Genomic DNA, 12,089 nt, shown 5'->3' with positions numbered 1-12,089 from the left:
GACGTGGTCCTCCCCACGGATGCGGCGTCATGACCGGCACCCTCGAGACGGTGGGGGCCGAGGTCACGCTCGAGCAGCTCCCGCTGCGCGACGACCTGCGCGGCAAGAGCCCCTACGGTGCCCCGCAGCTCGACGTCGCGGTGCGGCTCAACACCAACGAGAACCCGTACCCGCCGCCCCCCGGGCTCGTCGACGACGTCACGGCCGCCGCGCACGAGGTGGCCGCGGAGCTGCACCGCTACCCCGACCGTGACGCCGTCGCGCTGCGCACCGACCTCGCCGCCTACCTGACGAGTGCCACCGGGGTGGTCCTCTCCAGCGCGAACGTGTGGGCCGCCAACGGCTCCAACGAGGTGCTGCAGCAGATCCTGCAGGCGTTCGGCGGGCCGGGGCGCACGGCCGTGGGGTTCGAGCCGTCGTACTCGATGCACCCGATCATCGCCGGCGGCACGAGCACCGAGTGGCTGCCCGCGCCGCGCCGGGACGACTTCACGGTGGACGTCGACGCCGCCGCGGCGCTGCTGAGCGAGCGGGCCCCCGACGTCACGTTCCTGACCAGCCCGAACAACCCCACCGGGCAGTCCATGGAGCCCACCGACCTGGCCCGGCTGGTCGACGCCGCACCGGGCATCGTCGTGGTGGACGAGGCCTACGCCGAGTTCTCCGACCGGCCCAGCGCCATCACGCTGCTGGCCACGCACGGCCACAAGCTCGTCGTGAGCCGCACCATGAGTAAGGCGTTCGCGTTCGCGGGCGGGCGGCTGGGCTACCTCGCCGCGGCGCCGGCCGTCGTCGACGCGTTGCAGCTCGTCCGGCTGCCCTACCACCTGTCGGTCCTCACCCAGGCCGCCGCGCGCGCCGCCCTGCGACACGCCGGCGCCACGCTCGGTTCGGTGGCGCTGCTGCGTTCCGAACGTGACCGGGTCGTGGCAGCATTGGCCGCCGCCGGCTACGACGTGGTGCCCAGCGATGCCAACTTCGTGCTGTTCGGGAAGTTCACCGACGCGCCCCGCGCATGGCGGAGCTTCCTGGACCGCGGCGTGCTCATCCGGGATGTCGGGATCCCCCGGCGCCTGCGTGTCACCGTCGGCACACCGGAGGAGAACGACGCGTTCCTGCAGGTCGCAGTGGACGTCGTGGACGAGGAGGTCGCGTGACCAGGATCGGCCGCGTCGAGCGGGTCACCAAGGAGTCCAAGGTCGTCGTCGAGATCGACCTCGACGGCACCGGCATCACCGACATCTCGACCGGTGTGCCGTTCTACGACCACATGCTCGACGCCCTGGGGAAGCACGGCGCGTTCGACCTGACCGTTCGGGCCGAGGGGGATGTCCACATCGACGTCCACCACGTCGTCGAGGACGTCGCGATCGTGCTGGGCCAGGCGCTGCGCCACGCGCTGGGGGACAAGAAGGGCATCCGCCGCTTCGGCGACGCCATGATCCCGATGGACGAGACGCTGGCCCAGGCCGTCGTCGACGTCTCGGGGCGGCCCTACACGGTGCACACCGGCGAGCCCGAGGTCATGCAGGGCTTCGTGGTCGGCGGCCACTACCCGACGGTGCTGAACAAGCACGTGTTCGAGTCGCTGGCCTTCCACGGCCACCTCGCGCTGCACGTCCGGGTGCTCGACGGTCGCGACCCCCACCACATCACCGAGGCGGAGTTCAAGGCCGTCGCCCGCGCCCTGCGCGCGGCGGTGGAGCCGGACGCGCGGATCACCGGCATCGCCTCCACGAAGGGCACGCTGTAGCGGTAGCACCCGATCTGTCCGGTCCTCCCCGAACCGCCTCCGACCTGACCGCGCTACCGCCCGATAGGCTGGTCCCGTGTCGTCGATCGTCGTGCTGGACTACGGGTCGGGCAACCTGCGCTCCGCGGAACGTGCGTTGCGCCGCGTCGGCGCCGACGTCACGGTCACGGCCGACCGCGACGCCGCGCTGAACGCCGACGGGCTCGTCGTCCCGGGCGTCGGGGCGTACGCGGCGTGCATGGCCGGGCTGAGCAGCGTCGACGGACCGCGCATCATCGAGCGCCGGCTCGCCGGGGGCCGTCCGGTGCTGGGCATCTGCGTCGGCATGCAGGTGTTGTTCGACCTCGGCGTCGAGTGGGGCGAGCGCACCCAGGGGTGCGGACAGTGGCCCGGCACCGTCGAGCGGATCAAGGCCGACGTGCTGCCCCACATGGGCTGGAACACCGTCACGGCCCCGGCAGGCACCACGCTCTTCAACGGCCTCGACGCCGACACGCGCTTCTACTTCGTGCACAGCTTCGGCGTGCGGCGCTGGGAGATGGAGCCGTCGGAGATCCTGCGGCCGCCGCTCGTCACGTGGGCGCACCACGGAGAGAACTTCGTGGCCGCCGTCGAGAACGGGGCGCTGTCGGCCACGCAGTTCCACCCGGAGAAGTCCGGCGACGCCGGCGCCACCGTGCTGCAGAACTGGCTTCGCGACATCGTCGGCTAGTGCGGTGGCCACGGGCGTCGCCGGGTTGATCGCGGGGTCCAGGTGGTTCCCGCAGGGCGCCGCTCGGAGCTGATACCGGGAGTCTTCGCAACGCCGGCAACGCCGCGAGGGGGCCGACCGGGCCGCGGTCGCCCAGCTCCGCAGCCGGCTTCCCGAGCCGGTCGCCGTCGCGGCCGGCCGGCACCAGCCGTGCGACCCGGTCGTGCAGCGCGCGGGCGGTGCCGACGCCGAGCACTCCGGTCACACCGGCCACCAGCGTGCGCGCACCGTTGCGCTCCATGCCGATCAACGTAGGGCGGCGGGCGCGGTCCGGTGCGCCGATCGTCGTGCGCTCGGGACGGGTCACCGCACCACTCGGGCCGTGCGGCGATCCTGCCGCGTGTGCTGGGTAGGGTGACCGACCGTGAGCTTCACGTTGCTTCCAGCCGTCGACGTCGCGGACGGCCAGGCCGTGCGCCTGGTCCAGGGCGAGGCGGGCACCGAGACCGGCTACGGCGCGCCCCGCGAGGCCGCGTTGCAGTGGCAGAACGACGGCGCCGAGTGGATCCACCTCGTCGACCTCGACGCCGCCTTCGGCCGGGGCTCCAATGCCGAGCTGCTGGCCGGGGTCGTGGGGGAGCTCGACGTGTCGGTCGAGCTGTCCGGCGGCATCCGCGACGACGCCTCGCTGGAACGGGCCCTGTCCACCGGCTGCACGCGCGTCAACCTCGGCACCGCCGCGCTGGAGAACCCCGAGTGGTGCGCCTCGGCCATCGCGAGGCACGGCGACCGCGTGGCCGTCGGGCTGGACGTGCGCATCGTCGACGGCAACCACCGCCTCGCCGCCCGCGGCTGGACCACCGACGGTGGCGACCTGTGGGAGACCCTCGCCCGCCTCGACCGCGATGGCTGCGCCCGCTACGTCGTCACCGACGTCAGCAAGGACGGCACACTGCGCGGTCCCAATGTCGACCTGCTCCGCGACGTCGCCGCGGCCACGCCCGCGCCGGTGATCGCGTCGGGCGGCATCGCCGAGGTCACCGACCTCGTCGCGCTCGCCGAGGCCGCCGCCGCCGGCGCCAACATCGAGGGCTCCATCGTCGGCAAGGCGCTCTACGCCGGCCGTTTCACGCTGCCGGAGGCGCTGGCCGCCATGCGGGACGTCGAGGCCCGGGCCGGAGCCCGGCACGCCGGATGAGCAGGAGCCCCGTCGTCTGCCTGCTCCTGCTCGCGCCGCTCGTGCTGGCGGGCTGCGGGTCCGGAGCGGCGTCACCACCGGCCGTGCCCGCGCCCGCCGTGTCCGCCCCGGCCAGCGCCGACCCGGCCGCACCCGACGCCACCTCGCTCGTGCGCTGTCTCACCGCCGCCGCGCCCGGTGCCACCGTGGAACAGCTGCCCGACGCCCCACCGGGAGGCGTCGCCGCCGTGGCCGTGGACGTCCCGCGCACCGACCTTCCCAAGGGCGTCAACCGCATCACCGTCGCCACGTTCAGCACCGACACGGCCGCCGCGTCCTTCTCCGATGGCAGCGCCACGTTCGTCAGTGGTACGGGCGGCACGTCCGACGCGGTCGGCACCACGGTCGTCACCAGCACCTTCCCGGGTGACGACGCGGCCGTCGCGGCCGCCAAGGCGTGCGCCGTAGGCTCGTAGCGTGTCCGTTGCGGTGCGTGTCATCCCCTGCCTCGACGTCGACGCCGGGCGTGTCGTCAAGGGCGTCAACTTCGCTGACCTGCGCGACGCGGGCGACCCCGTCGAGATGGCCCGCGTGTACGACGCGGAGGGTGCCGACGAGCTGACGTTCCTCGACGTCACCGCGTCGTCGGGGGAGCGCGCCACGATGCTCGACGTCGTGCGCCGCACCGCCGAGCAGGTGTTCATCCCGCTCACGGTGGGGGGCGGCATCCGCGCGACGGACGACATCGACGTCCTGCTCCGGGCGGGCGCCGACAAGGTCAGCATCAACACCGCCGCGATCCTGCGCCCCGAGCTCCTGCACGAGGCCAGCCGCCGGTTCGGGGCGCAGTGCATCGTGCTGTCGGTGGACGCGCGCACGGTGCCCGACGGCGAGCAGCCCACCCCGTCCGGGTGGGAGGTCACCACCCACGGCGGCCGTCGCGGGACTGGGATCGACGCCGTGGAGTGGGCGGTCCGCGGCCAGGAGCTGGGTGTGGGCGAGATCCTTCTCAACTCGATGGATGCCGACGGCACCCGCGCGGGCTTCGACCTGCGGATGATCGAGGCCGTCCGCAAGGCCGTGGACGTGCCGGTGATCGCCAGCGGTGGCGCGGGCGAGGTGGAGCACTTCCTGCCCGCCGTCCGGGCCGGGGCCGACGCGGTGCTCGCCGCCACGGTGTTCCACTTCGGCCACTTCCGGATCAAGGACGTGAAGGACAGCCTGCGGGTCGCGGGCGTGGAGGCGCGATGACACGCGTGGAGACCTCGGCGCTGGACCCCGCGATCGCCGCCCGACTCAAGCGCAACGCCGACGGGCTGGTGTGCGCAGTCGCCCAGCAGCACGGCACCGGCGAGGTGCTGATGGTGGCGTGGATGGACGACGAGGCGCTGCACCGCACCCTCACCACGGGCCGGGCGACGTACTGGTCGCGGTCACGCGAGGAGTACTGGGTCAAGGGCGAGAGCTCGGGCCACGCCCAGCAGGTGCTCGGCGTGAGCCTGGACTGCGACGGTGACACGCTGCTGGTGACGGTGGACCAGACCGGCTCCGCCTGCCACACCGGCACCCGCACCTGCTTCGACACGGACGTCCTCCTCCCGCTCGCCTGAGCCGCTCACCCACCTGCCCACGAGCCGGCCCAGCCACAGCACTGATATCGGTACCCGGTTCAGGCGTGTGGGCGGGTGCACACCGCCTGCCGCTGGCAGGATCGTCGTCGTGATCGGTCTGCTGCTCGTGGACGACGAGGAGCTCGTCCGCGCCGGGCTGCGCGCAGTCCTCGAGGCGGAGCCCGACATCGAGGTGCGCGGGGAAGGTGCCGACGGGGCCGACGTGCCCGGGTTGGTCCGCACGCACCGGCCCGATGTCGTGCTGATGGACGTCCGCATGGCGGAGATCGACGGTATCGCCGCCACCCGCCACCTCGTGTCCACGATGGACCGGCCGCCCCGCGTCCTCGTGCTCACCACGTTCGGCAACGACGGCCACGTCTACGACGCGCTGCAGGCCGGGGCCGCGGGGTTCCTGCTCAAGCGCGCCCGGCCGGTGGAGATCGTGCGCGCGGTGCGGACGGTCGCGGCGGGGGAGTCGCTGCTGTTCCCCGCGGCGGTGCGTGACCTCGTGGCCACCCGCGGCCGCTGCGGCGGTGACGCGCTGCGCGGCGCCGGCCTCACCGAGCGGGAGGGCGAGGTGCTGCGCTGGGTGGCCCGCGGGCTGTGCAACGCCGAGATCGCCCGGGAGATGGTGCTCGGCGTCGAGACGGTCGAGACCCACGTGGGCACCGTGCTGGCGAAGGTCGGCGCCCGCGACCGGACGCAGGCGGTGGTGCGCGCCTACGAGTCAGGCTTCATCGACCCGCACCGCCCGGTCGACTCCTGATCTCCTCCGGCCGGTGCGGTGGCCGGGAGCGTCAGGGGAGCGGGCCCGTCAGGTAGCGCTGGATGCTCGGGGCGACCGCTGCCACGAGCGTGGCGTGGTCGGCCGAGGCCAGGGGCTCGAACTTCAGCACGTACCGCACCATGCCCATGCCGAACACCTGCGCCCCGCACAGGCCGGCGCGCAGCTCGTGCTGGTCGGGCGACACGGCGGCCACGATCCGGCCGACCAGCACGTTGCCTATGAACTCCCGCATCATCCGGGCGGCCGCGTCGTGGCTGGCGATGCTCTGGATCATCGCGGCGAGCGGGCCGCCGCCGGTGGCGTCCCAGACCGTGAGGAACCGTTCGACCACGCGCTCGCCGATCTTCTCGGGATCGCCGGGCAGGATGTCGGCGAGGAGCTCGACGGGGTCGATGGGGATGTCCAGAGACGCGGTGAACAGCGCCTCCTTGCCCCCGAACCAGTGGTTGACCATCGCGGCGTCGACGCCCGCGCGGTCGGCGATGCGCCGGACGGTGGCGCCTTCGTACCCGCGCTCGGCGAACTCGACGCGAGCGGCCTCGAGCAGCTGCCCGCGGGTGTCGGACCCTCCAGGACGCCGTCCGCGGCGCCGGGGACCGGGTTGTGCTCCCGCTGCGACCACGCCCCCCATCCTGGCAGGGCGCCTGAGAGGATGGCGTCATGACCGTCCACGCCATCGCGCCCCCGGGCACCCTCGGCGCGGTCACGCCCAGCCGCGAGGAGTTCCGCGCGCTGGCCGTCGGGCACCGGGTGATCCCGGTGACGCGACGGCTGCTCGCCGACGACGAGACCCCGGTCGGGGTCTACCGCAAGCTGGCCGGTGACCGCCCCGGCACGTTCCTGTTCGAGTCGGCGGAGAACGGGCGGTCGTGGTCGCGATGGTCGTTCGTCGGGGCGCGGTCCGCTGCGGCGATGACGGTGGTGGACGGCCGGCTGACGTGGACCGGTGAGGTGCCCGCCGGGCTCCCGACGAGCGGCGACCCGCTGAGCGCCCTGCGCACGGTGGTCGAGGAGCTGCACAGCGAGCCGCTGCCGGGGCTGCCCCCGCTCACCGGCGGCATGGTCGGCTACCTCGGCTACGACATCGTGCGGCGGCTGGAGAAGCTGCCGCTGCTCACCGAGGACGACCTGCGGATCCCCGAGCTGGTGATGCTGCTGGCCACCGACCTCGCCGCGGTCGACCACCACGAGGGCACCATCACCCTCATCGCCAACGCCATCAACTGGGACGCCAGCGACGAGCGCGTCGACGAGGCCTACGACGACGCCGTCGCCCGGCTGGACCGGATGACCGAGGATCTCGCCGCCCCGGCCGCGTCCACGGTGGCGGTCTACTCACCGGCCGAGCCGCGGTTCACGCGCCGCCGCAGCCCGGCCGAGCACCACGCGGCCGTCGAGATCGCGAAGGAGCAGATCCGGGCGGGCGAGGCGTTCCAGGTGGTGGTGTCGCAGCGGTTCGAGACCGCGTGCGACGCCGACCCGCTCGACGTCTACCGCGTCCTGCGCACCACCAACCCGAGCCCGTACATGTACCTGCTGCGGCTGGAGTCCGCCGCCGGCGAGCGGTTCGAGATCGTCGGCTCCAGCCCGGAGGCCCTGGTCACGGTGCTCGACGGGGTGGTCACCACGCACCCCATCGCGGGCACGCGCTGGCGCGGCGCCACCGAGGAGGAGGACCAGTTCCTGGAGAAGGACCTCCGCACCGACGAGAAGGAGCGCTCCGAGCACGTCATGCTCGTCGACCTCGGGCGCAACGACCTCGGCCGCGTCTGCGAGCCCGGCACGGTCAAGGTGCGCAGCTTCTTCTCGGTCGAGCGCTACAGCCACGTCATGCACCTCGTCTCGACGGTGACGGGAATGCTGCGCGCCGGCCGCAACGCCTACGACGCCGTCACCGCGTGCTTCCCCGCCGGCACGCTGTCGGGGGCGCCGAAGCCGCGGGCCATGGCGATCATCGAGGAGCTGGAACCCACCCGCCGTGGCCTCTACGGCGGCATCGTCGGCTACCTCGACTTCGCGGGCAACGCCGACACCGCCATCGCGATCCGCACGGCGCTGGTGCGCGACGGCGTCGCCTACGTGCAGGCGGGTGGCGGGATCGTGGCCGACTCCGACCCCGTCGCGGAGGACACCGAGTGCCTCAACAAGGCCCGCGCGGTGCTCTCGGCGGTGGCGACGGCGGCGACGATGACCACGCCCGGGCAGGCCCGGTGACCTGCGCTCGACCGGCCGCCCCGGGCCGCTCGACCACCGCCACGCCGACCACGGCGCTGATGTCGCGAGCGGATCATCGTCCGCGACGCCTGCGCCTCGATCACCGCCTTCGGGCCGGTCACGTCACCGGGGCGTCGGTGTGACGGCCGCGGTCGTCGTTCCCGCGCGGAGCGGGCGGGCCCTCGGGCTGGCCTGCCTCGGGTTGGCCGCCGCGGCCGGCCTGACGTGGGGCGCGTCCGCGCTGACCTGGTACGAGGTGACCCCGGCCGGGCGCTCGGCGGTCGCGTTCACCGGTGCGCAGGTCTCGCCGTCGCTGACGGGGTTCGCGCTGGTGGCGCTCGCGGGAGTGGCCGCGCTCGTGGCCACCGGCGGCGTGGTACGCCGGGTGCTGGCGGGGTTGCTCGCCGTGGCGGGCGCGGTGGTGGCCGTCATCGCGGTCACCGCGCTGCTGCGCTCCCCGTTCGCCACCGACGGCCCCGCTGCGGGGCTGCCGCAGCCGCCGTCCGGGGTGAGCGTGGACGCGCTGCGCCACCAGCCGACCGTCACCACCGCGGCGCCGCTGCTGGCCGTGGCGGGCGGGCTGCTGCTCGTCGTCATCGGGGTGCTGGTGGTGCTGCGCGAGCCGCGGCTGTCGCGGCTCGGGGCCCGTTATGCCGCGCCGAGCAAACGCACCGTTGAGCTCGATCCCGACCGTGCCGCCTGGCAGGACCTCGACGCGGGACGCGACCCCACGGCGGATCCGGCTCCCGGGCCCGGGGCCGGGACGGACAGCGCGGCGGGGACCGGCCCGGGCTCCGGGGACGGTCCTGGCGACGGGGCCGGCCGCGGGGCTGACTAACATGACCCGTCGAGCCCGTCGAACCGAAGGGGAGGACCACCGCATGGATCACAGCGGAGGCAGCGTCCTCGATTCCATCGTGGACGGCGTCAGAGCCGATCTCGCGGTCCGCGAGGCGGAGGTCGACTTCGCCGAGATCAAGCGCCGGGCAGCCGCCACTGCGCCTCCGCGCGACGTGATGGCGGCGCTGCGCGCCCCGGGGATCGGGGTGATCGCCGAGGTCAAGCGGCGCAGCCCGTCGAAGGGCGACCTGGCCACCATCAGCGATCCCGCGGTGCTCGCGGCGTCCTACGCCGAGGGTGGCGCGCGGGTCATCAGCGTGCTCACCGAGCAGCGCCGGTTCGGCGGGTCGCTCGCCGACCTCGCCGCCGTGCGCGCGGTGGTGGACATCCCGGTGCTGCGCAAGGACTTCGTCGTCACGCCGTACCAGGTGCACGAGGCGCGGGCGTTCGGCGCCGACCTGGTGCTGCTCATCGTCGCGGCGCTGGAGCAGAACGCGCTCGACTCGCTGCTCGACCGTGTCGAGTCCCTCGGGATGACGGCGCTGGTGGAGGTGCACACCGAGGAGGAGGCCGACCGCGCGCTCGAGGCGGGGGCCAAGGTCATCGGCGTCAACGCGCGCAACCTGCACACCCTCGAGGTCGACCGCGGCATCTTCGGCCAGATCGCACCGGGCCTGCCCAGCGACGTGATGCGGGTGGCCGAGTCGGGCGTCCGCGGCCCCGGTGACCTGCTCACCTACGCCGGGTGGGGTGCCGACGCGGTGCTCACCGGCGAGAGCCTGGTGACCAGCGGCGACCCCCAGGGGGCGGTCCGCAGCCTGGTGGCCGCAGGTTTCCATCCATCGTGCAGCAGAATAATGCGGTGAGTACTCAGCCCTCGGCCAAGGCCAGCGACGGCATCTTCACGCCGTCCGGCCACGAACCCGACGACAAGGGTCACTTCGGGCGCTACGGCGGCCGCTACGTCCCCGAGGCGCTCGTCGCGGCGCTGGACGAGCTGGCCACCGCGTACGAGAAGGCCCGCGGCGACCGCGGGTTCCTCGACGAGCTCGACCGCCTGCACCGCGACTACTCGGGCCGCCCGTCCCCGCTGACGGACGCGGCCAAGCTGTCGGAGCACGCCGGCGGCGCGCGGATCCTGCTCAAGCGCGAGGACCTCAACCACACCGGCTCCCACAAGATCAACAATGTGCTGGGGCAGGCGCTGCTGACCAAGCGCATGGGCAAGTCGCGCGTCATCGCCGAGACCGGCGCGGGCCAGCACGGCGTCGCCACGGCCACCGCGTGCGCGCTGATGGGCCTCGAGTGCGTGGTCTACATGGGCGAGGTCGACACCGAGCGGCAGGCCCTCAACGTCGCCCGCATGCGCCTGCTCGGCGCCACTGTGATCCCGGTGAAGACGGGTTCCCGCACCCTCAAGGACGCCATCAACGAGGCCCTGCGTGACTGGGTCACCCACGTCGACGAGACGCACTACCTGCTCGGCACCGTCGCCGGCCCGCACCCGTTCCCGATGATGGTGCGCGACTTCCACCGCATCATCGGCCTCGAGGCGCGGGAGCAGGTGCTCGACCGCACCGGCCGCCTGCCCGACGCCATCGCGGCGTGCGTCGGTGGCGGGTCCAACGCGATCGGCATCTTCCACGCGTTCCTCGACGACCCCGGCGTCCGGCTGGTGGGCTTCGAGCCCGGCGGCGACGGCGTCGAGACCGGCCGTCACGGAGCCACCCTCACCGCGGGCTCGCCCGGCGCGCTGCACGGCGCGATGAGCTACCTGCTGCAGGACGAGGACGGCCAGACCGCCGAGTCGCACTCGATCTCCGCGGGGCTCGACTACCCGGGCGTCGGCCCGGAGCACGCGCTGCTCAAGGACCTCGGGCGCGCCGAGTACCAGCCGATCACCGACGGCGAGGCCATGGACGCGTTCGCGCTGCTGTGCCGTACCGAGGGGATCATCCCGGCCATCGAGTCGGCGCACGCGATCGCGGGCGCGCTGAAGCTCGGCCGCGAGCTCGGACCCGAGGGCGTCATCCTGGTGAACCTGTCCGGGCGCGGGGACAAGGACGTCGACACCGCGGCCAAGTGGTTCGGCATGATCGCCGACAGCGAGAGCGCCGAGAGCGCGAGCGGCACCGCCATCGCGGAGGCCACGCTCCCGGGGACGGACACGCCGGAGGACCGCCCGAGCGGCACCGTCCCCGCCCCGGGTGTGGGCGGATCGCCCGCCGGTTCGGACACGGTCGGGGTGCAGCGATGAGCGCAGTCGAGTCGATCTTCGCCGGGTGCCGCGCCGAGGGCCGGGGCGCGCTGATCGGGTACCTCCCGGCCGGCTACCCGACCGTCGACGGGTCGACGGACCTGCTTACCGCCATGGTCGAGGGCGGGTGCGACCTGCTCGAGGTCGGTGTTCCGTACTCCGACCCCGTGATGGACGGCCCCACCATCCAGGCCGCCGCCGAGACCGCCCTGCGCGCGGGCACGAAGCTGCGCGACGTGCTGTCGGTGGTGGAGCGGGTCACCGCCGCCGGCGGCAGGGCTGTCGTGATGACGTACTTCAACCCCGTCATGCGCTATGGCGTCGACGCCTTCGCGCGCGACCTCGCCTCCGCAGGCGGGCTGGGCCTCATCACCCCGGACCTCATACCCGACGAGGCCGACGACTGGATCGCGGCGTCGGAGCAGCACGGGCTGGACCGGATCTTCCTCGTCGCGCCGTCGTCCACGGAGGAGCGCATCGTCTCCACGGCCGCGGCGTCCCGCGGCTTCCTCTACGCCACCTCGACGATGGGCGTCACCGGTGCCCGCGGCGCCGTCGACGCGGCCGCTCCGGAGATCGTCGGCCGCTGCCGCGCCCACACCACGATGCCGATCGGTGTCGGGCTCGGCGTGCGGTCGGGCGACCAGGCGGCGGAGGTCGCGGCGTTCGCCGACGGCGTCATCGTCGGCTCCGCGTTCGTCACGGCGGCGGAGGAGAACGGCGTCGACGGCGTGCGCGCCCTCGCCGTGGAGCTGGC

At 73.6% G+C, this 12,089-nt stretch carries 14 protein-coding genes; 13 read left to right on the top strand and 1 reads right to left on the bottom strand.

Annotation, left to right across the window (positions count from 1 at the left end):
• Nucleotides 1-29: 29 nt before the first annotated feature.
• From JWR81_RS28580 to JWR81_RS28545, 8 genes are all read left to right on the top strand, one after another.
• Nucleotides 30-1,157, top strand: coding sequence for a histidinol-phosphate transaminase (locus tag JWR81_RS28580; protein WP_297659655.1), 1,128 nt, complete (start codon nucleotides 30-32; stop codon nucleotides 1,155-1,157).
• Nucleotides 1,154-1,753, top strand: coding sequence for an imidazoleglycerol-phosphate dehydratase HisB (hisB, locus tag JWR81_RS28575; protein ID WP_297659652.1), 600 nt, complete (start codon nucleotides 1,154-1,156; stop codon nucleotides 1,751-1,753). The genes JWR81_RS28580 and hisB overlap by 4 nt, the downstream gene beginning before the upstream one ends.
• A gap of 76 nt (nucleotides 1,754-1,829) precedes the next feature.
• Entirely contained in the window at nucleotides 1,830-2,465 is a 636-nt protein-coding gene (gene hisH / locus JWR81_RS28570) for an imidazole glycerol phosphate synthase subunit HisH (protein WP_297659649.1), read from the top strand.
• Between the two features lie 403 nt (nucleotides 2,466-2,868).
• Nucleotides 2,869-3,642: a bifunctional 1-(5-phosphoribosyl)-5-((5-phosphoribosylamino)methylideneamino)imidazole-4-carboxamide isomerase/phosphoribosylanthranilate isomerase PriA gene (gene priA / locus JWR81_RS28565; RefSeq protein WP_297659646.1), complete on the top strand. Its 774-nt coding sequence runs from the start codon at nucleotides 2,869-2,871 to the stop codon at nucleotides 3,640-3,642.
• Nucleotides 3,639-4,097, top strand: coding sequence for a hypothetical protein (locus JWR81_RS28560; RefSeq protein WP_297659643.1), 459 nt, complete (start codon nucleotides 3,639-3,641; stop codon nucleotides 4,095-4,097). The genes priA and JWR81_RS28560 overlap by 4 nt, the downstream gene beginning before the upstream one ends.
• Nucleotide 4,098: 1 nt before the next feature.
• Entirely contained in the window at nucleotides 4,099-4,872 is a 774-nt protein-coding gene (hisF, locus tag JWR81_RS28555) for an imidazole glycerol phosphate synthase subunit HisF (protein ID WP_297659640.1), read from the top strand.
• A complete protein-coding gene (hisI, locus tag JWR81_RS28550) occupies nucleotides 4,869-5,231 on the top strand; it encodes a phosphoribosyl-AMP cyclohydrolase (RefSeq protein WP_297659637.1) in 363 nt (120 codons plus the stop codon). The genes hisF and hisI overlap by 4 nt, the downstream gene beginning before the upstream one ends.
• 100 nt (nucleotides 5,232-5,331) lie before the next feature.
• On the top strand, nucleotides 5,332-6,000 hold the full coding sequence (locus tag JWR81_RS28545) for a response regulator transcription factor (protein WP_297659727.1): 669 nt from the start codon (nucleotides 5,332-5,334) through the stop codon (nucleotides 5,998-6,000).
• Between the two features lie 31 nt (nucleotides 6,001-6,031).
• Here the strand turns inward: JWR81_RS28545 and JWR81_RS28540 are convergent, their stop codons facing one another.
• A complete protein-coding gene (locus JWR81_RS28540; RefSeq protein ID WP_297659634.1) occupies nucleotides 6,032-6,652 on the bottom strand; it encodes a TetR family transcriptional regulator in 621 nt (206 codons plus the stop codon).
• Between the two features lie 29 nt (nucleotides 6,653-6,681).
• Here JWR81_RS28540 and JWR81_RS28535 point away from each other — a divergent pair, with 29 nt between their 5' ends.
• The 5 genes from JWR81_RS28535 to trpA form a co-directional block, all read left to right on the top strand.
• On the top strand, nucleotides 6,682-8,235 hold the full coding sequence (locus JWR81_RS28535) for an anthranilate synthase component I (RefSeq protein WP_297659631.1): 1,554 nt from the start codon (nucleotides 6,682-6,684) through the stop codon (nucleotides 8,233-8,235).
• 139 nt (nucleotides 8,236-8,374) lie between these two features.
• The gene (locus JWR81_RS28530) at nucleotides 8,375-9,073 is read left to right on the top strand and encodes a Trp biosynthesis-associated membrane protein (RefSeq protein ID WP_297659628.1); all 699 of its coding nucleotides are present in this window, start codon (nucleotides 8,375-8,377) and stop codon (nucleotides 9,071-9,073) included.
• A gap of 43 nt (nucleotides 9,074-9,116) precedes the next feature.
• A complete protein-coding gene (gene trpC, locus JWR81_RS28525) occupies nucleotides 9,117-9,941 on the top strand; it encodes an indole-3-glycerol phosphate synthase TrpC (protein WP_297659625.1) in 825 nt (274 codons plus the stop codon).
• Nucleotides 9,938-11,332, top strand: coding sequence for a tryptophan synthase subunit beta (trpB, locus tag JWR81_RS28520; protein ID WP_297659622.1), 1,395 nt, complete (start codon nucleotides 9,938-9,940; stop codon nucleotides 11,330-11,332). The genes trpC and trpB overlap by 4 nt, the downstream gene beginning before the upstream one ends.
• On the top strand, nucleotides 11,329-12,089 hold a 761-nt coding region (gene trpA / locus JWR81_RS28515; RefSeq protein WP_297659618.1), incomplete at its 3' end, for a tryptophan synthase subunit alpha. The genes trpB and trpA, both read left to right, overlap by 4 nt.

The sequence above is a fragment of the Pseudonocardia sp. genome (genome assembly GCF_025965585.1).
Taxonomy (GTDB): Bacteria; Actinomycetota; Actinomycetes; order Mycobacteriales; family Pseudonocardiaceae; genus Pseudonocardia.
Note: the sequence above shows the minus strand (reverse complement) of the source record. Positions and strands in the feature narration are given on the sequence as shown.